Raw genomic sequence first — 17,470 nt, forward strand, 5'->3', positions numbered from 1 at the left:
ACCCACTGATCCCAGCTCAGCGGGTATTACTTCCGCTACCAGTGATCATTTCTGAAAAGTGCTGGCAGTCAGGTAATTTGACGAACCGTGATTACGCATGATTGACCCCACCTAAGCTACAGCTAAGCTACAGACAATCGAAGGGGGTTCCCATGCCAGCCAAGAAGAGACGCGGCCGACGCGGCGAAGGCGCTTTCTACAAACGCAAGTCCGACAACCTCTGGATCGGCGCGGCCTCGTACGAGGACGAGTACGGCGAGTCACGCCGGGCCACCGTGTCCTCGGCGGACAAGGTGATCGCCATGGAGAAGTTCCGCGAGCTGAAGGCAGAGATCGCCCGAGGTACGTACTCGCCGCGCAAGAAAATGACCGTGGCGCAATGGATGACGTATTGGCTTGAGGAGATGGTCAAGCCGCACAAGGCACCGCGGACGTACAAGAGCTACAGCGACACGGTCAAGAACCAGATCGTTCCGTTCGTCGGTGACAAGCAACTTCCCGTCCAGCCGGCCACCATCCGCGGCAATCTCAAACGCGTAGGCGACCAGTGGAGCCCGCGCACAGCTGAACTCACTCACAGTGTGTGGAACATGGCGATGAAGGCGGCGAAGGCCGAAGGCGTGATTCTGACCAATCCTGTCGAGAACGTCACGAAGCCCATGAACAAGGCAGCCGTCGGTACGGCGCTCACCTCGGAGCAGGCTCGCGGCGTGCTGCTCTCGGCGATGGAGTCCAAGGACCCCATGGTGACTCGCTGGGCCACAGCGCTTTTGCTCGGCACGCGACAGGGCGAGGCCCTCGGCCTGGAGCGTGACCGCATCAACCTGGAGCACCGAACGGTAGATCTGTCGTGGCAGATTCAGGCGCTGCCGACGAAGGATGGATACGACCTGGAGGACCCGGACCGCTTCGACGTGCCGAACGGCTACGAGATTCGTCCGCTGTATCGCCGCTTCGCCCTCACCCGGCCGAAGTCGGACCGGTCGAAACGCCTTATCCCCCTACCGGATCCGCTGGCGGCCATCTTCGAGACCTACATGGACGCGACGCCGCCGAACCGATTCGGCCTGATGTGGGTCACGGACGCGGGTACGCCGATTCCGCATCGGTACGACTCGCAGGCGTGGCATGCCGCCCTGGTCCGCGCTGGGGTTCCTGACGTGCGCCTGCACGACGCTCGGCACACCACGGCAACTCTGTTGCTGGAGATGGGTGTGGAGGAGTCCGTGCGCATGGCGATCATGGGGCAGAACACGGTGGCGTCGCACCGCATTTACACCCATGTGGACCTCGACACGCAGCGCAAGGCGCTCGGCAATCTGGGCGGGCTGCTGTCGCTGGAGTAGACGACCGGCGCTATTGGTGCCACGACCGCCGGAGGACTTTTTAACCGATCGGCTAAAATTGCTGGTCAGGTCGTGGCACATGAACTACGGCGCGGGCACTGCGACCACCGTTTACGCTGGTGCCGAACGTCGTTGGGACTTACCGGATTACGGGCGGAAGTCCCAAGTTGCGTGAGACCGCAGAGCAGGGGCGGTCCAGGTGATGCGCACGCCTGTTCCCTTCACCCGGCAGTCGAAGCTCGCGCCTTCATCGACCGGTGTGGCGACCGCGTGTGCGTCCATCCCGTTGCTCGGGACGACCGCTACGGTGGTTGTGCCGATCGGTTGCAGAGTGATCATCACTGCTTTGGTGCCGCTGGAGTTCTCGAACCGGTATGTGTCTGCGTCGAGATGCGACACAGTCCATGGAACGCTCATGACTTCTCCTTCATCGGTTGGTGGCACAACCACGGTAGGAGAGCCCCGGTCGTCGGACCGTTACGACACACTTCGGCGAGACCAGATGTGTGCACCGTCTCAGCGTTAGAAAACGTCCACTATGGCCGACTCCCCGACTCGGACCTCGTCGTCCTTGGTGCCGATCGCGATCAGGTCCGACGAGATCATGGTGATCAGGTCCTGGAGGCCGTCGCGTTGGAATGGGTCCTCTACGTAAACGGGTAACCACGGACCCATGGCCATAAGTCGGCGGGTCCGTTTGCTGACCCAGTCCAGGTACTGGCTGGCCACCTTCGGCGCTTTGTCGCGCTCGCTTGCGAGCTCGGGCACGAGCTCGGGGTTTTCACTGAGTATGCCTGCCACGTGGAGAAATGCCTTCGCTGTGTCGTGCAACGACTGCCGGGCGGACTCCATCGCCATGTCGGCGCTTCTGCGGCCGCGCTGAAGATGGGATGACGCAGGCTGGAGTTCAAAGATCAATTCGGCCATGTCGATGTTCAGCACGTCGGCGATCATGGCAGCTTCGCCGAGTCCGATTCGCCTCGCGCCGGCCTCCATGCGCGTGATCGCGGTGGGGTCGAGTCGAAGGCTGCGTTCCCCGAGTATCTCGGCGAGCTTCTTCTGAGACCAACCCAGTGCGAGGCGCTTGTTCCGCATTGCTCCAGCGAACGCTGCCTCGAATAACTCGACGTTGCTCTCCTGTCCCTGCATATTTCGCAGAGTACTGCTTGACTCGCAGTGTTGCAAAGGGTAGATATTGGTTGTGTGCAGATCGCAGGCATCTGCGCAATTCACAGATCTGGAGGTTAGGCTGTGCGTAGCTCGCGAGTGCTCGATGACATCGAGCAGCTGCTCACTTACATCGAAGTGGCCGAGATGACCCGCTTGACCGTTGGGACTCTTCGGTATCTGCGGCACGAGGGACGAGGTCCGCGCTCGTTCAAGCTCGGCCGACAGGTGCGCTACTCCCGGCAGGACGTCCTCGACTGGATTGCGGCACAACGGGATGCCGAGGAGCACCGGTTCGTAGGTGGCAAGGCGTGAGAACGCCGTCGCCGAACAAGATTCGATTTCTGACAGTTACACACCAGCGCCCGGCCTTTCTGCCAGGTCCGACCGGGCACTGGTGCTCGCAAGACAACAACCCACGAAAGGGCTGAGTCAGTGCCTGACTCTACGTCATCGTCATCTACCAGCACGAACACCCATTCACATGGTGTCCCGTACACGTCCCTGGATGTCCTGAAGTACATGAACGCGCACATGCGTCGCACGATCGAGTGGACCATCGATTCGCTCGGTGACCGCTTCGACTGCTGGGACACCGACGAGATCGACGCCCTCGCAGAGCTCCCCGCTGGATTCGACACCCTCCTCGCCCCACTGGCCGAGGCGTGGAATCAGTACTCAGACGGCCGACCGGTCATGACTCGGGTGGAGATCGAGGAGGGCTGCACCTTCGAGCATCTGTGGCACCCGGATCCTTCGCAAGACTCTGCCCAGACCGTCACGGGACGACTCATGGCGGACCCCGGTCAGGACAACGGCGGCTATGTGATCACGATCCTGCCGCCATCGGCGCTGGTGCTGGAGCTGACACCTCCCAAGGCCGAGCGGTTGCAGATCGTTCCGGGCGGTGTTGTATGAGCGGCCCGAACATCGTTGCGAGCAGCCCGGACGGGTTCTTCAGCCAGGACGATAACGGTGAGTTCTATCTGTCGCCGAAGGCGCTGGCGCTGATCTTCGGCGTGTCGGAAGACCAGGTCCGTGAGGTCGGCAACCGCTACAAGCCGCAGGGTTTGAGCGATGGCGAGATCTACACGGCACACATGCCGCATTTGTGGATGCAGAACGGTCGCCGGCGGATTCGGGAGGCGTTCGCGGCGATCGGCGATGACGATTTCAGCGAGGCCGTCGCTTATCTGGCGCGACTGGAGGGCCGGTCGTGACCACTGGTTCTCTCGCCCGCCGCCTGGTGCGTGAGGTCGAGCCGAAGCCGCGCATCCGCTACGCGAAAGCCGAAGCGGCGCACATGTTGTCGATCTCCATTTCCACGTTCGACCGGCTTCGCCGAGCGGGCAAGATCATCGGCCGCCAGGACGGCGGGCGAGTGTTCTTCGACCACACCGAGCTGGAGAGCTACGCCCGGTCCTGCCCTGCTGAGTAGTTAGGTCTACCGACCCGGCTTGTGGTCGGTCCCAATCCATTTCACCCGAACGCCCCGCCGAGTCGTGCGCCTCGGCGGGGCCCAGGGACCCATTGTAAGGGGAATTCTTTCCATGGCCAATCAGGCCCATCCTGTCCGTGCCGAGAAGCTGTACGCGCCCATGCATCTCGGCTCCGATGCGACGGTCATTATCGCGATGTATTCGATCGTGATCCAGCCTGCGACCGCGCCTCAGGCGACGGATACTGTTGACGGTGTCGCCGGGACCCGTCTCGGTTACGTCACCTTCGACGACTGTGACCGGCCAGTCCTCACCCCGTGTGAGCACGCTACGGCGCGCACCCTGGAGCGGCTCATCGCCGCCACCACTGACATCGTCGAGTTCGAACAGCCTTCCGCTGGTGCGGAATTCGACGTCTGGGCGCGCGAAGAAATGGCCGACCGGGGCCAAGGCGGTGCGCGATGAGCATCTTCTCGAAGGTTGGAACCTGCGACCAGTTGGCGACGCGCTCGGTTGAGGGTTTCAGCCCGCGCGACGGCCGCGCCCACGGCAGCCTCGACGCCTACGTGTACGTGTGCGACGACCACATTCAGACCGCGGGGGATGAGTGGCTGGGCGACCTGCCCACGACGTTCGTCAACGTTACCCGCCCGTCGGACGGCACGGTGTGCGGTCGGATGGTTGATTTCCGTCGCGGGCTCGGTGTGGGCGGTGCGGAATGAGCCTTCGAGACATAGCAGACCAGCTGGAATCGGAATTGGCGACCTTCGCAGCGGGCGCGCTGAAGCATGGGACCGACCCCGCTTGGAACGCTTTCGAGGTCCGCTATCTGCGCTGGTCGATTGAGCAAACCGCGAAGGAACTGCGCATTCTCGCCGACCAGGCCGACGGCGGTGCGCCGTGATCATCCTCGGCCACATCATCCAAGTCGGTTACAGCGCTGTCCTGCTGTGGGTCGGCGCGAGCATCTGCGCCCACCACTGGCGCACTCGCGGACGACGAGAAGGCGCTGGCAGCCTTTTCGACTTTGGGGTCGAAATGGCTGGTCAAGCGGTACTCGGAAATGAGTACCCCCACAGCGGAAGTCACCGACAAGACGTCCACGACTTCCCTGACTCCCGCCCGCCGGCCACTCGCCGCCCGGTGCACCACATGCCCGCGGCTGGGTGACGGCTCGTCTCCGCGGAATCGATCTCGTCAGGACTGGCCCGGTGTGCGCGCCGGGCCGCGTCCGACATCCCCTGTTCGACCTGGAGGTAACTCGATGGGTTCTTCTGATCTACCCGCCGGTCTCACGCTGGACGAGACCCGCACCTACATCACGGCGATGCTCGACGCGATCCGCAAAGCCGAGCAGGCCGCCGCGCTGCACAAGACGCGTTACATGACCCTGGGCCGTCGCTACGGCCTGTCGTGCGCGGAGATCGCCGAATACCTCGGTATGTCGGAATCCGGTGTGCGACAGGCCATCCTGCGGGCTGAAGCGTCCATCGGCGAAGACGACCAGGTCCTCGGAGGTGCGGCGTAGTGATTCACGCCATCGACGAAAAGATGCACAGCCATCCGAAGACGCTGCGAATCCAGCGCAATGCGCGGTGCGCGGCCATCGGACTGTGGACGCTGGCGATGTCGTGGTGCGACGACCACGACACCGGCGGCCTGGTGCCGGCCTACGTGGTGGAGGAGTTCGGGGCCACCAAGCAAGTCGCTGAATGGCTGGTCACGGTGGGGTACTGGGAGTCCGCCGAGGACGGCTATCGGATCCCCGATTGGCCGGTGGATGACTGATGACTTGGTTCAAGGTCGATGACGGTTTCTGGTCGCACCCGAAGGTCGCGGCCCTGTCCGACGCGGCAGTCGCTCTGTGGGTGCGTGCTGGCTCGTATTCGTGCCAGCACCTCACCGACGGGCACGTCGCCCGGTCGGTGCTGCGGATGCTCGGCGAGGCGTCGGCGGTGGCCGAGCTCGTCGAGTGCGGGCTGTGGATGGAAGTGGCCGGCGGGTATGAGTTTCACGACTGGGCTGAGTACCAGGAGACCGGCGAGGCGGTGAAGCGTCGCCGGGAGCAGGCGCGGGACAGGCAGCGTAAGGCTCGGCAAGCTCGTGAGGAGAAGCGTTCCGGCAAGGGCAAATCCGCACCGAAGGTCACGCCGCATGTCACGCGTGACAGTTTCCGAACCGACGCGGAACCTGACAACACCGCCGCCCGGTCGAACGACGCGTTCAAATCGCCGAAATCCGGGCCCGATGGGAATTCGCAGGTCAGCGGCTCGGAGGGGTCTTATGTCACGGACCCTGTCACGCGTGACAACACGCGTGAGTTTTCTACCCCCGACCCGACCGTAGGGAGGGTCGGGACTACGTCCCTCCCCTCCCTACCTCTATCTCCTAACGGAGATAGAGAGGGGCCACGCAAGCGCGGCACCCGCCTCTCCGAGAACTGGATGCCCCGCCAGGACACCATCGACTGGGCCAAGCGTGAACGCCCAAACGTCGACCTACGCCTCGAACACGAGAAGTTTGTTAACCACTGGATGGCGAAGTCCGGCCGCGACGCGGTGAAGGTCGACTGGGATCGCACCTGGCGGAACTGGATCCTCCGCGCCGACGAGTACGCACCGCGCAAGGGTTCGCCCGTGCCCGGTGTGACCCGCCGCGAACTGAAGGCTGCGGCCGCCGAGCGGTTCAAGACCAATCCCCATCCTGGCGTTCTGCGGTACATCGAGTCCTCTGACGTCACTCCCACCTTCGGTGGGCCCAAAAACGCGCCCAGAGCGCTTCCAGGCGGCAGTGCGCACGCCTCCAATTCGCCTGCCGCATACCAACCCCCACTCCTTGGAGAAGTTTCATGACCGAAATCGCCTTGCCCACCTCGGCGTTCGGCCCGGACCACACAGGCATCACCAATGACGAGGTCGTAACGCTGCTGCAGAAAGCGGTCATCTACGACAACCGTGATGTCGACCAGTTGCTTGTGGACGCCTGGCTCGACGCCGGCCGCCGCCAGCACTGGACCTTCGACGAAGCCGAAGAAGCCATCCAACAGCACTACTCGGCCAGCACCGCCTGGATCATGCCCGGCCACATCACGCAGATCATCAAAAACGAAAACCGAAGGTGGTACGAGCAGTGAGCTACGAGGAAGAAACCCCCACCTACGACGACTCCGCTGAACGCGCACTCCTCGGCGCGGCAATGCAGGCGCCGGAACAGATGCGCACACACCTCCAAGCCATCACACCCGACTCCTGGCATCACACTCGTTCGCGGACCCTCGCAGGCGTCATCACCGCCATGATGAACAACGGTGACCCCATCGACCCCTACGCCGTCCTCGTTGCCGCACAAAACCGCGGACTCGTGCCCACCCGCATCACACCCGACTACGTGTTCGAATGCGCGCAGGTTGCAGTCCAACCCGTCTCAGCCGGCCTGCTCGTCGACCGCATCCTCAACCTCGCGGCCTGCCGCAAACTCTGGGATGTCACCACCCGCACAGCCCAACGCGTCGAATCCTCCTGGACCACAGGCGTCGACCGGCTCGACACCCTCGACCACATCGCCTACCTCAAAACAGCGATGGGCGATGTCGAAAAGGTGCTCACCAACAGCATCACCGCGCCGAAACCCGCAGGCGTCTTCCTCTCCGAGGAAAGCGACGAGAACCCGTGGCTCGTACCAGACCTGTTCCAGCGCATGGATCGGCTCGTACTCACCGGAGAGGAAGGGCTCGGAAAAAGTGAGATGTGCTGCCAAATGGCGGTAGCGATGGCCGCACACCTCCACCCGCTCAGCGGCAAACCTCTCGGCGACAACCTGCCGCCCATCCGGGTACTCGTGGTCGACGTCGAAAACAGCGCCGCCCAGATTCGAGACCGCTACAACCGAGTCGTCGCCATCGTCGACCAACGGCGCCAGATGTGCGGCCTACCCCAGATCGACTGGGACAACCCTGGCGTCAACCTGCGGTTCTCCGATCCGCGGCCAGGCGGCATCGACCTGCTCGACAGTCGAGACGCCGCCTGGGTCGAAACCCAACTCAGCCAGACCTCGCCCGACGTCCTTGTCATGGGGCCGCTCTACCGCCTCCACAACGAGAACCCAAGCGACGAACAGCCCGCTCGCAAACTCACCCGGATCATCGACCAGTGGCGTGAACAGTACGGTTTCGCGCTCATCACCGAAGCTCACGCCGGCAAAGCGCTCAACAGCACCGGAACCCGCAGCATGGCGCCCATCGGGTCCAGCGTGTGGCTGCGTTGGCCCGAATACGGGTTCGGCATGCGGCGGGCGAAGGAAGACCCCGGCGGCAAAAACGTGGAGATCGCTGACTTCGTGGCGTGGCGTGGCGCGCGCTCGAAAGGTGTGTGGCCGCGGCAATTCAACCGCAGCACATCAATGCTGCCGTGGATGCCCGCCGACCCCGCCTATTACGAGGAACTCGACCGACAGAGCCGCAGCGCTGCCTGATCCCAACCGGATGCCATCGACATCCCATCCGAAAGGCATCGACATGCCACGAGATCACACCGACATGTTGCGCAAGCTGTGGGCCCGCAAGGGCTTCCGCGCCCTACCCCGCACCGCCCAAGCCCTCTACGCACAGATGCTCACTGAACCGACACTGACCGCCGCCGGCGTGCTGCCGCTCATGGTCGACAAGTGGGCCGCCGCCTGCGACGACACCACCGTCGCCGATATCCAGGCCGACCTGAAAGCGCTCCATACCGCCGGATTCGCTGCCATCGACGCCGAGAACTTCGAGGTGCTGCTGCGCTGGTATGTCGACCTGGCCGGACTCGCCCGCCATCCCAACCACCTCAAGGGCGCGCTCCGTAGCGCCGAGGCAGTCGAAAGCCTGCTGCTGCGTAAGGCGTTGGGCATCGACCTCATGGCGCTCGGTCTGACCGGCGAAGCCGCAGCGGCCGCCGAGCGGCTCATCGGATCCCGATCCCATCCGGATCCCATTCCGATGCCATCCGAATCCGTACCCAGCCCGATCCCGGAGGAGGCCAACCGTGCCTGATCAGATCCATCCCGACGCTCCGCCCGTGGTCCTGTACAGCAAGCCAGCCTGCGGCCAGTGCGTTGCAACGGCGAAAGCGCTTACGGCGCGCGGTGTCCCGTTCGTCAAGGTCGACATCACGACCGATGACAACGCGGCCGACCGCGTGCGGAACCTCGGCTATCAGTCCCTGCCTGTCATCGTCGCGGGCGACATGCACTGGTCCGGGTTCCAGCTCAACAAGATCGATCAACTCGCCTACGCGCTGCGGAACTGGACACCCAGCACGGAGGCCGCCGAATGACCCACGCCGAGACCCACACCGATCCGATCGCGCACATCGACCACAACCCGGCATGCACCGGGTGCGGCAAGCGCGCCACATTCTGGGCAGACGCTCACGGCTGCACCGACGGATTCATCTGCGACACATGCCTCGCCGACAACCGAAAGAACTTCGAGCGCACCGTGGCCCGCCGCGGCCGGATCGGCTGCGTCTTCTGCGTGCGGTTCTTCAACAACTTCGACACCTGGATCAAGGTGGTGCCTCTGTGAGCATTCGTCCCTGCAAGTACCCGAAATGCGCTGGCGACAACGGAGACCCGCGCCTAACCAGCCTCGGCATGTGTGAACCCTGCCAGCGACGTCTGGCGCGCCTGCTCGGCTGGCTCGTCCTCGACTGGGTCAACCTCGCCACCCACCTACCCACCGCAGTGGCCCGCCTGCAAGCCATCCGGAGCTCGTCTGAGCGGGTCTACGGCCACCCCGCCGAATGGGCCAGCGACATGTCCGCCGAAATCGCGGCCAAGCTGAACGGTGCACACGACGCGCTCGCCGACCACCTCGGCGAAACACCGCCCCCGCACCCCGGCGTCACCGAGCACCGGCGGATCCGCGCGGCCTGGACCTACCTCGAATGCCGGATCCCCGAGCTCGCGCTGTACGACGAGACCGGCGACATCACGGCCGAACTAGTGGAGCTCCACAACAAGATTCGGGCCCGCCTCGGCCTCACCCGGCCCCGGCAACTCCTGCCGACGCCCTGCCCGGCCTGCGAGCTCCGCACCCTGTACCGCACCGTCGCCCAGTACAGCGACAGTGTCGAATGTGGACACTGCGGACACGTCATCCGCGAAGCGCATTACAGCTTCTACGCCCGTGTGGTACTCGACACAATCCTCGACAACACAGCCGCTTGACTTGCTACACGTGTTAAGCTATAGCCAGTGCCACATCTGTGCGCAGAAACCCCAGACCGGTTCAACCGGCTGGGGTTTCGTCGTGAAAGGGGTTCCCATGGCCGGATCAGTACTAGAACACACCGCCGGAATCGAAGACCTCATCACCGCAACAGATGCGGCGCACCTCTGCGGCGTCACCACAGCCGCCATCGTCAACTGGGTCAAACGAGGCCACCTCGACGTAGCCGGCCTCGACGAACGCGGCCGCAAGCTGTACCGCGTCATCGACGTCGCCAAAGCTGAACGCGCCACCCGCGACCACCCCGCCGCACGCAACCGCTGCGCGTAACCCAAATCGGTAGCGCGGCAACCGGAAAAGCGAACCTCTATTGCGATACACGGTATCGCTTTATGACTCAGGCCGTTCGGGAGCCGTGATGCCAGGCATGATGCGCAGCCGCAAATCAGGCCGATCGTGCCAATGCCATTCGGAATGGATGGGTAGCCGCGCAGCGGAGAAACGGGACTGGCGGCGTATCGAGCGGGAGCAATGGCACCCTCAAACGTCCCTCGTAGTCCAGCGGCCGAAGACGCCCCCACCGAAGCGGTAACGCGGGTTCAAATCCCGCCGAGGGCAACCTATCTCCCTGCGGTGTGGCGATCGCGGGTAGTCGTCGCGTGCAGAGGCCCACGCCTGTGTATGCGCTGCATGCGGCGCACCTAACCAATCCCGACGACCGTAGAAGCCGGTCGACTACCAACAGGCTCGGATAGCGCTGCGGGGCGTGAGGCCGGGCTCGAGATGAGGCCGCTCGGCAATCCGGCCTCACCCCAATCAGAGGAGAACTCCAATGGTTTCCATCCTGACCGAAGCCGGATCCGCTGTGCTGCACGCCATCGACTGGAAAGACGTGCTGATCGCACTGATCAAGGCCCTGTTCTGATGCAGCCCACCATTGGGCGCATCGTCCACTACACCCTCAATGAGTCCGACGCGGAGGCCATCAACAAGCGCCGCGGCGACTTCGTCAGGCACCGCCGAACCGAGGGCTACGCCGACACCGGATACGTCGCCCACTACGGCAACCCGACCCGCGCGGGCGAGGTCTACCCGGCCCTCATCGTGCGCGCCCGGGGCGACTTGGTGAATCTCAAGGTGCAGCTCGACGGCACCGACGAGTACTGGGCGACCTCGCGATCCGAAGGCGATGGCGCTGGCTTCTGGAACTGGCCCCCGAGGAGCTGACCGTGATCCTGAAGCACCCGATCCTCGTGCTCCCGCTGCAGTGGCCGGCGAACCTGCTCGGCTGCTGGCTGTTCGGGCCGCACTGATGTCCGCCGCCGCCCTGAGCCCGACCCTGGACGCCGCCCTCGCCGACATGCGCGAGGGCCACCAAGTGCTCATCGTCGCCGCGAATCGCGATGCGATCGCACGCATGGTCAACGACGCCCGGCCGCAGCTTCGCCCAGGCGAGCGGTTGAACGTCACCAACGGCGGCGAGCGGATCACCCGCTTCGACGGTGGATGGATCTACTTCCGCTGCTACTCGGCCGTCACCCGCGGCTCCGGCCGTGGATTCAGCCTCGACCGTGTGCACGTCGACCACACCGAGCTGTGGGACGAACTCGCGCCGACGTTGGTCAACGCCGCACCTGGACCGACCATCACGCACCACTGACCATGCTCGACCTTCGCACCGAGGACTGAACCATGAGACTGCGCATCCTGCCTCTGCCTGCCAACGTGCTCGGGCAGGCAACGCAAACCCCGTTCTGCCTGATCTTCGATCGGTGCACCGAAGCCGATACCAACACCATCACGGCCATGGTCGACATCGGCTTGAAGGACTCGACCGGCGCGAGATCGGTACTGGCGTTCCAGTCCGAGATCGAGCTGGACTGAGCATGTCGTACGTGACCGTCGCACTAGAGGTCGGCACTCCTGAGGCTGGCCTGTGGTGCGAGGCATGTGCACTACCCAGCTGCATCCGCTTCCAGTTGTCCGCAATCGTGCCGACTGGCGTGCTCTCGGTTGCCCCACTGATGTTCTGCCCTGATCACCAGACCATCGGCGACGCATGGACAACGTGGAGACAGGACATCAATGGCCCAGCGCAGCACGACAACCCGTGACCGGCATCGGGCAGTCATCGCCCGAGGCCGGCCACCATGCGGCATCTGTGGCAACGAGATCGACTACACGCTGCCCTACATGGACCCAGGTGAGTACGTGGTCGACCACGTCACCCCATTGGCCAAGGGCGGCACAGACACCCTCGACAACAAGCAGGCCGCACACAGGCAATGCAACCGATGGAAGAGCGACAAGATGACCGAGGACGACCAGGCCGGCGTCCGGACATTCGTCACGTCGCGAACCTGGTGAGACCTGGCCCGGATCGGCCGGCACTCGGCTGTTCCGAGGTCCGAAATGGCTGATTTTCGGGTCAAATTCACCGATTTTCGAGCCCGAAACCATCGAAAATTGGCGCAAAATCAGCGATTTCGGCCGTTCTGACCTGGTCAAACACGCTCAAATCGGGCTCAAACCGGCCAGGGTGGGGGAGGTACCCCCGCCAACGCACGCGCCGCCCCTCCCGGCATAGGCGAGTCCCCTCCCCGAGCAGGCCCCCGCCCCCCCTGAGCCCCTGAGATGAGGTGAACCCCATGGCAGCACGCGAGCCGAAGCCACCGCTTCGAGTCGTCTTGGATACCGAGCGCACGGAGCCGCCCGCGCCGCCCACCTTGCTTGAAGCTGTTGAGTCGGGGGACATCCTCGCGATCATGAAGGCTCAGCGCATCATCATTGCTGAGTCCCTGGTGACTGCCTCGGAGAACACCCGGCCGCAGTACAGCAACGAGTTGAACAAGCTGAACCGGCTCATCGCTGATGAGGAGGCGCGTCGGGTGACCGAGTTGGCCGACGCGTCGGTGGTGGCCGCGCTGGAAACCGAAGCTTGGGATGGCACTGGATACTGACCGCCGGCCGCTGTCTGCTGTTGCCCGTCATGTAGTTGCCCCCGATGGAATCGTGGCCAGTGAATGGCCTTCGGTTCGCCGGACGTGCCGAAATCTCGGCTGGGACTTCGACGGGTGGCAGGACGGCGCGGCGATGCTGATCCTGTCGCAGCGTGCCGATGGCGAGTATGCGTGCGACACCATCGTCATCTCGATCCCGCGCCAGGTGGGTAAGACGTACCTGGTGGCCTGCATCATCTTCGCCTTGTGCCTGATGAAGCCGGGCCTTCGGGTGATCTGGACGGCTCAGGTGAAAGACACCGCGCTCGAGACTTACGAGAAGCTCGTGGAGATGGCCAGCCGCCCACTGGTGCGCCCGCACATCTTCAAGACGCCGCAGGGCAAGGGCGACGAGGCGATCCTGTTCAACAACGGATCGAAGATCGAGTTCGGTGCGCGAGATTCCGGTTTTGGCCGCGGTCGAACCGATGTCGATGTGCTCGTTTTCGATGAGGGCCAGCATCTTTCGTTGCAGGCGCTCGAGAACATGGGCGCCGCGCAGAACGTGGCCGAGAACCCGCTGTGTTTCGTCATGGGCACTCCGCCCCGCCCGCAGGACAAGGGCGAGTTCTTCCTCTTGTCTCGACAGGAGGCGTTGGACGGCGAGTCCGACGGCACGTTGTACATCGAATTCTCCGCTGACCGCGGCTCGGATCCGATGGACCGCGAGCAGTGGCGCAAGGCGAATGCCAGCTTCCCGCACCGTACTTCGGAGCGCGCGATGCTGCGGCTGCGCAAGAAGCTGAAGAACGAAGACTCATGGCGGCGTGAGGCGCTGGGGATCTGGGACGAGATCAATCCGAACCTGCCAGTCGTGTCGAAGACCGCGTGGCGTGCTCTCGCCGCTCTCGGTCCGGACGACGGCACCAAGCCGAACGCGCTGGCCGTCGACATGTCCCACTCTCGACAGATCTCCATCTCGGCGTGCTGGCTCACCGGCGAACACGCCCACTGCGAAGAAGTTTGGGCTGGCATCGACACCGACGCCGCGGCGGCATGGCTGTTCGCCCGCGCGGGACGGCGCATCCCGGTCGTCATGGACGCGATGTCCCCGGCCGCCGAGTTCGCGCCGCTGCTGCGCGCGCGCCGTATGCGGGTGATCGTGACCAGCGCTGCGGACATGTCCAAGGCGTGTGGACAGCTCTACGCGAAGGTCAAGGCCAACAGGTTCTCGCACGCGAACCAGGAGGCCCCGAACGACGCCGTGGAAGACGCCCGCAAACGCCCGATCGGCACCGCTGGCGGGTGGGGCTGGGACCGGCACGACGAGACCTCCTACATCGCTCCGATCGTGAGCATGACGCTGGCCCTGTTCGGGGCGCTGGCAACGACGAAACCCACCAGATCCGGAGGCGGCCAAGGCCGTTCGGGTCGCACGAACACGGGGAGGAGGGCAACCCTGGCATGAACGAAACCATCCGACTCCGCGACCTAGACAACGACGAAAACGCCATCCTGGCTACGCTGCTCGACCGGCTCGACCAGAAGAAGCGGCGGAACCTGTTGCGCGCCTGCTACTACGACGGCAAGCACGCGATCCGGCAAGTCGGCACGGTGATCCCACCGCAGTACTACAAGCTTGCGCTCGTCCTCGGCTGGTCGGCCAAGGCTGTCGACATTCTCGCGCGCCGCTGCAATCTTGACGGATTCGTGTGGCCGGACGGCGACCTGGATAGCCTCGGCCTGCCAGATGTGATCGAGCAGAATGCTTTCAGGTCCGCCGCCAACTCGGCGATCGTGTCCTCGCTGATTCACAGCGTGGCATTCCTGATCAACACCGAAGGCGATACGGGTGAACCGAAATCGCTGATTCACGTCAAGGACGCACTGAACGCCACTGGCGAGTGGAACCCACGCACACGGCGACTGGACAACCTGCTCTCGATCACCGGCCGTGGTGAGCGCGGCGGCGACCGTACCGCGGTGACTTCCTTCGCGCTGTATCTGGACGGGCTCACGATCACCGCCGATTGGGACTCGTCCGGCTGGACTGTCGACCGCTCATCCCATCCATGGGGCGTGCCTGCCGAGGCGGTGGCGTACAAGCCGCGCGATGGCCGGCCGTTCGGTTCCTCGCGCATCTCGCGGACCGTGATGTCGTTGCACGACATGGCTCTTCGGACCGTGATCCGTATGGAGGGTCACGCCGACGTCTACAGCTACCCCGAAATGTGGATGCTCGGCGCGGACGAGTCGATCTTCAAGAACGCCGACGGCTCCCAGCGTGCGACCTGGCAAGTCATGCTCGGCCGGATCAAGGGCATCCCCGACGACGACGAGGCCGGCTCGGACGTGCTCGCCCGCGCGGACGTGAAGCAGTTCCCCGCGCAGTCCCCGCAACCGCACCTGGACATGCTCAAGCAGCAGGCCCAGCTGTTCTCGGGCGAGACATCCATCCCGCTGGACTCCCTCGGGGTGTCCGACATGACCAACCCCACCAGCGCCGAAAGCTACATTGCCTCGCGTGAGGACCTGATCGCCGAGGCTGAGGGCGCCACAGACGATTGGTCCACGCCGTTCCGGCGATCCATGACCCGGGCTCTGGCAATCGCCAACGGCGAGCGGGGGATCCCGGCCGCATGGTCGTCGATCGAGGCGAAATGGCGTCCGCCGGTCTACACGTCCCGGTCGTCACAGGCCGACGCGGGCATGAAGCAGGTCACCGCGGTGCCATGGTTGGCCGAGACGTCGGTCGGGCTCGAATTGCTCGGCCTCACCGAACAGCAAATCCGGCAGGCGCTCGCTGAACGTCGCAGCGCCAGCGCCGCGCTAGCTCTGACACAGCGTCTGGCGGCGCGCACCGAAGCGGTCGGCACGCCGTCGACGGCACCCACTCAACAGCCCATAGCGCAGCCGTGACCGTTTCACCCTCAGAGCGGCAGTTGATCATGTCTGCGCTCACGCGCGAGGCGTCCGCGGATCTGAATGCGTTGTGGGCGAAGGCCGATGCTCTCGCGTCCAAGGAATTCGCCGCGTACATGATCGAGGCATTCCCCGATCTGGCGACCGAGTATGCCGCGCTGGCGGCCGAGGTCGCCGCGGCCTGGTACGCCCAATCACTTTCCACGACACTGTTTGTCCCTGTGCCGGGGCCGCTGCCGGTCGCTGAGGCGCTGACCAAGTCCGCACAGTGGGCCCTCGGCGGCAGCGGCATGATCGGGCTCGACCGCCTGCAAGGCACCCTGCAGCGCTCGACATGGGACGCGGCCCGCCAGACGATCTTCACCAACACCGACGAAGAGGGCGGCCGATGGGCGCGGCACGCGTCGGCGAATGCCTGCGCGTTCTGCGCGCTCATGGCCTCCCGTGGCGCGGTCTACACCAGCCGCGACGCCGCCGAGACCGTGGTCGGGCGCGGCAAGGAAATGTCGCTCGCCGACCGCCGGGCACGCGCCGCCGGGCGGACCCGGGTCAACGGGCATACCGCGGCCGGCGGAATGAAGACGCGCGGCACACAGGCACTCGGCGACAAATATCACGACTTCTGTCACTGCATCGCTGTCGAGGTGCGGCCCGGTCAGAAGTACGAGCCGCCCGACTACGTCCAGAAATGGGACGAGGCGTACATCCTCGCCAGCCGTGAGACCAAGAAGAAGGGTCGGTACGGGGCGATCGACACCACGGCCGTGCTCGCGCACATGCGCGAGAACCTCGGCAGTCACTGACGTACCCCCGCCGCAACGGTGGGGACCAACCCGAAACGGGGAAACACCATGCGCAACACCACACTTCCACTTCATCCCCTCACGGGCGTACGTGCCCTCGGGTGGGGACGCCGCGGCCCGATCTGGCCCGTGCTGGGCGGCTCGGAGGACAGCGGCCACCCCTCGGGCGACCCCGATGGCAAACAGCCCGAAGACGTGAAGCCGGACCAGAAGCCGACCGAAACGGTCGACGACCTGCGCGCCGCGCTGTCCAAGTCCAAGGAATTCGCGCGGACATGGGAGAAGCGCGCCAAGGACAACGCCGGAGCCGCAAAGGAATTGGCGGAAATCAAGGACGCGCAGAAGACCGATGCCGAGAAGGTCGCCGACGCGTTGGCGAACGCCAAGGCCGAGGTAGACGCCATCCCGGCGAAGGTCGCCGAAGCGCTGCGTGCGCACCTGCGCGGCCTGCACCCCGACATCACCGACGAGCAGGCCGAGCTGTACCTCACCGCCACCGATCCCGAGCTGCTGCTCAAGCAGGCCACCGGGCTGGTGGGCGTGGGCAAACGCAAGTCGAACCACGTCCCTCGCGAGGGGCGCAACCACAAGACCACTGACGACGAGCTGGAGACATTCGCACGCCAGCTCTTCGGCGGAGAGTAGCGAA

The 17,470-nt window shown here is 64.5% G+C and carries 29 protein-coding genes and 1 tRNA gene; 28 read left to right on the top strand and 2 right to left on the bottom strand.

The genetic code is table 11. The features are described from left to right. Window positions 1-152: 152 nt before the first annotated feature. Window positions 153-1,346, top strand: a complete 1,194-nt coding sequence (locus ACFXIV_RS00005) for a tyrosine-type recombinase/integrase (RefSeq protein ID WP_379401480.1) — start codon at window positions 153-155, stop codon at window positions 1,344-1,346. 147 nt (window positions 1,347-1,493) lie between these two features. Here the strand turns inward: ACFXIV_RS00005 and ACFXIV_RS00010 are convergent, their stop codons facing one another. Further along, window positions 1,494-1,763 (bottom strand): hypothetical protein, encoded by a 270-nt coding sequence (locus ACFXIV_RS00010; RefSeq protein WP_379401481.1) that lies wholly within the window; start codon window positions 1,761-1,763, stop codon window positions 1,494-1,496. A gap of 105 nt (window positions 1,764-1,868) precedes the next feature. After that, window positions 1,869-2,495, bottom strand: coding sequence for a helix-turn-helix domain-containing protein (locus tag ACFXIV_RS00015; protein WP_379401482.1), 627 nt, complete (start codon window positions 2,493-2,495; stop codon window positions 1,869-1,871). A gap of 102 nt (window positions 2,496-2,597) precedes the next feature. On the opposite strand from ACFXIV_RS00015, the gene ACFXIV_RS00020 reads away from it, so the two are divergent. From ACFXIV_RS00020 to ACFXIV_RS00150, 27 genes are all read left to right on the top strand, one after another. Then, window positions 2,598-2,828 (top strand): helix-turn-helix transcriptional regulator, encoded by a 231-nt coding sequence (locus tag ACFXIV_RS00020; RefSeq protein WP_379401483.1) that lies wholly within the window; start codon window positions 2,598-2,600, stop codon window positions 2,826-2,828. A gap of 207 nt (window positions 2,829-3,035) precedes the next feature. Next, a complete protein-coding gene (locus ACFXIV_RS00025; RefSeq protein WP_379421190.1) occupies window positions 3,036-3,431 on the top strand; it encodes a hypothetical protein in 396 nt (131 codons plus the stop codon). Next, window positions 3,428-3,733, top strand: coding sequence for a hypothetical protein (locus tag ACFXIV_RS00030; RefSeq protein ID WP_379401485.1), 306 nt, complete (start codon window positions 3,428-3,430; stop codon window positions 3,731-3,733). The genes ACFXIV_RS00025 and ACFXIV_RS00030 overlap by 4 nt, the downstream gene beginning before the upstream one ends. Beyond that, window positions 3,730-3,951, top strand: coding sequence for a helix-turn-helix domain-containing protein (locus ACFXIV_RS00035; protein WP_379401486.1), 222 nt, complete (start codon window positions 3,730-3,732; stop codon window positions 3,949-3,951). Before ACFXIV_RS00030 ends, ACFXIV_RS00035 begins: the two co-directional genes overlap by 4 nt. A 112-nt stretch (window positions 3,952-4,063) precedes the next feature. Next, window positions 4,064-4,417, top strand: a complete 354-nt coding sequence (locus ACFXIV_RS00040; RefSeq protein ID WP_379401487.1) for a hypothetical protein — start codon at window positions 4,064-4,066, stop codon at window positions 4,415-4,417. Next, on the top strand, window positions 4,414-4,674 hold the full coding sequence (locus tag ACFXIV_RS00045; protein ID WP_379401488.1) for a hypothetical protein: 261 nt from the start codon (window positions 4,414-4,416) through the stop codon (window positions 4,672-4,674). Before ACFXIV_RS00040 ends, ACFXIV_RS00045 begins: the two co-directional genes overlap by 4 nt. Further along, the gene (locus ACFXIV_RS00050) at window positions 4,671-4,856 is read left to right on the top strand and encodes a hypothetical protein (protein ID WP_379401489.1); all 186 of its coding nucleotides are present in this window, start codon (window positions 4,671-4,673) and stop codon (window positions 4,854-4,856) included. The genes ACFXIV_RS00045 and ACFXIV_RS00050 overlap by 4 nt, the downstream gene beginning before the upstream one ends. Before the next feature lie 360 nt (window positions 4,857-5,216). Next, on the top strand, window positions 5,217-5,480 hold the full coding sequence (locus ACFXIV_RS00055; RefSeq protein WP_379401490.1) for a sigma factor-like helix-turn-helix DNA-binding protein: 264 nt from the start codon (window positions 5,217-5,219) through the stop codon (window positions 5,478-5,480). Next, window positions 5,480-5,740: a hypothetical protein gene (locus ACFXIV_RS00060; protein ID WP_379401491.1), complete on the top strand. Its 261-nt coding sequence runs from the start codon at window positions 5,480-5,482 to the stop codon at window positions 5,738-5,740. Before ACFXIV_RS00055 ends, ACFXIV_RS00060 begins: the two co-directional genes overlap by 1 nt. Beyond that, window positions 5,740-6,804, top strand: coding sequence for a hypothetical protein (locus ACFXIV_RS00065; RefSeq protein WP_379401492.1), 1,065 nt, complete (start codon window positions 5,740-5,742; stop codon window positions 6,802-6,804). The genes ACFXIV_RS00060 and ACFXIV_RS00065 overlap by 1 nt, the downstream gene beginning before the upstream one ends. Next, complete coding sequence (locus tag ACFXIV_RS00070; RefSeq protein ID WP_379401493.1) at window positions 6,801-7,085, top strand: hypothetical protein; 285 nt, start codon at window positions 6,801-6,803, stop codon at window positions 7,083-7,085. Before ACFXIV_RS00065 ends, ACFXIV_RS00070 begins: the two co-directional genes overlap by 4 nt. Further along, entirely contained in the window at window positions 7,082-8,422 is a 1,341-nt protein-coding gene (locus tag ACFXIV_RS00075) for an AAA family ATPase (protein WP_379401494.1), read from the top strand. The genes ACFXIV_RS00070 and ACFXIV_RS00075 overlap by 4 nt, the downstream gene beginning before the upstream one ends. Window positions 8,423-8,465: 43 nt before the next feature. After that, complete coding sequence (locus ACFXIV_RS00080) at window positions 8,466-8,978, top strand: hypothetical protein (RefSeq protein ID WP_379401495.1); 513 nt, start codon at window positions 8,466-8,468, stop codon at window positions 8,976-8,978. Beyond that, on the top strand, window positions 8,971-9,261 hold the full coding sequence (locus ACFXIV_RS00085) for a glutaredoxin family protein (protein WP_379401496.1): 291 nt from the start codon (window positions 8,971-8,973) through the stop codon (window positions 9,259-9,261). The genes ACFXIV_RS00080 and ACFXIV_RS00085 overlap by 8 nt, the downstream gene beginning before the upstream one ends. Further along, the gene (locus ACFXIV_RS00090; RefSeq protein WP_379401497.1) at window positions 9,258-9,512 is read left to right on the top strand and encodes a hypothetical protein; all 255 of its coding nucleotides are present in this window, start codon (window positions 9,258-9,260) and stop codon (window positions 9,510-9,512) included. Before ACFXIV_RS00085 ends, ACFXIV_RS00090 begins: the two co-directional genes overlap by 4 nt. Before the next feature lie 68 nt (window positions 9,513-9,580). Next, window positions 9,581-10,156, top strand: coding sequence for a hypothetical protein (locus tag ACFXIV_RS00095; protein WP_379421192.1), 576 nt, complete (start codon window positions 9,581-9,583; stop codon window positions 10,154-10,156). A 97-nt stretch (window positions 10,157-10,253) separates the two neighbouring features. Further along, window positions 10,254-10,487 (top strand): hypothetical protein, encoded by a 234-nt coding sequence (locus tag ACFXIV_RS00100; protein WP_379401499.1) that lies wholly within the window; start codon window positions 10,254-10,256, stop codon window positions 10,485-10,487. Window positions 10,488-10,705: 218 nt separating this feature from the next. Further along, a tRNA-Arg gene (locus tag ACFXIV_RS00105) sits at window positions 10,706-10,775 on the top strand. A 306-nt stretch (window positions 10,776-11,081) separates the two neighbouring features. Beyond that, entirely contained in the window at window positions 11,082-11,384 is a 303-nt protein-coding gene (locus ACFXIV_RS00110) for a hypothetical protein (RefSeq protein WP_379401500.1), read from the top strand. A 40-nt stretch (window positions 11,385-11,424) separates the two neighbouring features. Beyond that, window positions 11,425-11,817, top strand: coding sequence for a hypothetical protein (locus ACFXIV_RS00115; RefSeq protein ID WP_379401501.1), 393 nt, complete (start codon window positions 11,425-11,427; stop codon window positions 11,815-11,817). 32 nt (window positions 11,818-11,849) lie between these two features. After that, window positions 11,850-12,041, top strand: coding sequence for a hypothetical protein (locus ACFXIV_RS00120; RefSeq protein ID WP_379401502.1), 192 nt, complete (start codon window positions 11,850-11,852; stop codon window positions 12,039-12,041). Window positions 12,042-12,242: 201 nt separating this feature from the next. Beyond that, the gene (locus ACFXIV_RS00125; RefSeq protein WP_379401503.1) at window positions 12,243-12,524 is read left to right on the top strand and encodes an HNH endonuclease; all 282 of its coding nucleotides are present in this window, start codon (window positions 12,243-12,245) and stop codon (window positions 12,522-12,524) included. A 281-nt stretch (window positions 12,525-12,805) separates the two neighbouring features. After that, the gene (locus ACFXIV_RS00130) at window positions 12,806-13,117 is read left to right on the top strand and encodes a hypothetical protein (RefSeq protein WP_379401504.1); all 312 of its coding nucleotides are present in this window, start codon (window positions 12,806-12,808) and stop codon (window positions 13,115-13,117) included. A gap of 52 nt (window positions 13,118-13,169) precedes the next feature. Next, the gene (locus ACFXIV_RS00135) at window positions 13,170-14,564 is read left to right on the top strand and encodes a terminase (protein WP_379401505.1); all 1,395 of its coding nucleotides are present in this window, start codon (window positions 13,170-13,172) and stop codon (window positions 14,562-14,564) included. Next, window positions 14,561-16,015, top strand: coding sequence for a phage portal protein (locus ACFXIV_RS00140; protein ID WP_379401506.1), 1,455 nt, complete (start codon window positions 14,561-14,563; stop codon window positions 16,013-16,015). Before ACFXIV_RS00135 ends, ACFXIV_RS00140 begins: the two co-directional genes overlap by 4 nt. Before the next feature lie 29 nt (window positions 16,016-16,044). Beyond that, window positions 16,045-16,821 (top strand): hypothetical protein, encoded by a 777-nt coding sequence (locus ACFXIV_RS00145; RefSeq protein ID WP_379401507.1) that lies wholly within the window; start codon window positions 16,045-16,047, stop codon window positions 16,819-16,821. A 48-nt stretch (window positions 16,822-16,869) separates the two neighbouring features. Further along, window positions 16,870-17,466, top strand: coding sequence for a hypothetical protein (locus ACFXIV_RS00150; RefSeq protein ID WP_379401508.1), 597 nt, complete (start codon window positions 16,870-16,872; stop codon window positions 17,464-17,466). Window positions 17,467-17,470 lie beyond the last annotated feature (4 nt).

The organism is Nocardia sp. NPDC059236, from assembly GCF_042754085.1.
Lineage (GTDB): Bacteria > Actinomycetota > Actinomycetes > Mycobacteriales > Mycobacteriaceae > Nocardia.